Raw genomic sequence first — 786 nt, 5'->3', positions numbered from 1 at the left:
GGAAAGACAGATGGTGCTCCTGAATCAGTTGTTCAGACCGTCAACTGGACGATGACGACAGATGACGTGACTGGCGAGATCACGTCAGCCACACCTTCTGCAGACTATGGTGAAGTGGCAACACCGAACTGGATGGCTATACACCTGACAAGACCACGGTGGCCAAAGAAACACCGAAGTTGACGCTGGTCTCTGGGTCGCCGGTAAACGAAACAGTGAATGTGAACTATACTGCCGATGCTGATGAACTGCAGGTCTCCTACGTTGCCAAACCTGGTTTCAAACAACCGCAACGGCTCGTCGGAACGGAAATGATTACGGGTCACATCGGCGACACAGGTATCTACACAGTGCATGTTCCTGACAATCTGCCTGGCAACTACAAGCCGACGAAGGATAATCCGGAGGGCACACAGCTTTCTTACACGCTAACGCCATCAGCTGACGGTCTGGTCATTTACGTATATCCGTACAATCACGGCGGCACTTTGCCTGGTGGGACAACTAACCCAGGTGGTAACACCAATCCCGGTGGCGATACTAACCCAGGTGGCAACACCAATCCTGGCGGTAACACTAACCCAGGTGGCAACACCAATCCTGGTGGCAATACTAATCCAGGCGGTAACACTAACCCAGGTGGCAACACGAACCCAGGTGGCAACACCAATCCTGGCGGCAATACCAATCCCGGTGGTGATACGAACCCAGGCGGCAACACCAATCCTGGCGGTAACACGAACCCAGGCGGTAACACGAACCCAGGCGGTAACACGAACCCAGGCG

At 54.1% G+C, this 786-nt stretch carries 2 protein-coding genes; both read left to right on the top strand.

Annotated elements, in window-relative coordinates; translation table 11 throughout:
* Window positions 1–183 (top strand): hypothetical protein (locus JCM13995_RS16500; protein WP_225350924.1); only part of this gene is annotated, 183 nt, incomplete at its 5' end.
* A partial coding sequence (locus tag JCM13995_RS15255) for a hypothetical protein (RefSeq protein WP_225350923.1) occupies window positions 159–786 on the top strand: 628 nt, incomplete at its 3' end. The genes JCM13995_RS16500 and JCM13995_RS15255, both read left to right, overlap by 25 nt.

This window comes from Lacticaseibacillus camelliae DSM 22697 = JCM 13995 (assembly GCF_001311195.1).
Classification (GTDB): Bacteria; Bacillota; Bacilli; order Lactobacillales; family Lactobacillaceae; genus Lacticaseibacillus; species Lacticaseibacillus camelliae.
Note: the sequence above shows the minus strand (reverse complement) of the source record. Positions and strands in the feature narration are given on the sequence as shown.